The following is a 447-nucleotide window of genomic DNA, read 5'->3' on the forward strand; positions in this document are numbered from 1 at the left end:
GTATAAAGGGTTAATGAGAGAAGGAAAGATAGCGAAACATCTAGGGTATTTTCCAAAATTAATATGGATAACGACAACAGAACTTAGAAGGAAACAGTTAATTGAATTATGCAAAGGTCTTCCTTATGCGATATATACCGAAAAAGACATCCGATAAAGGAGAGGGATAACATGAAAACCTATTCACTTAATGATTTCATGACTGGTGACTATAAGACAAAAGAAAAAGCAAGAAAAAAGATCATGATGAAAAGAACAACAAAGATTGCAAGTTCGGCTCTAATCCCGATTGCTACAGGCGGAGCGGTTGGAACAATTGCTTTTGCTTCAACTGTATTTGCTTCGAAATCAGTATCTGCTCCTATAGCAATAGAAGTATCCGCTAAGGAATGGATGGGGGAGCAAACTTTATCAGCCCTTGCTCACGTTCTTGACCCGGTTGTTGAT

1 protein-coding gene is annotated in these 447 nt (G+C 38.0%); it reads left to right on the plus strand.

Features of this window, described 5'->3' with window-relative positions; all coding sequences use genetic code 11:
• Positions 1-171 precede the first annotated feature (171 nt).
• A partial coding sequence (locus AC2JF9_RS09300; RefSeq protein WP_500727200.1) for a hypothetical protein occupies positions 172-447 on the plus strand: 276 nt, incomplete at its 3' end.

Source organism: Lactobacillus sp. C449L (genome assembly GCF_059900815.1).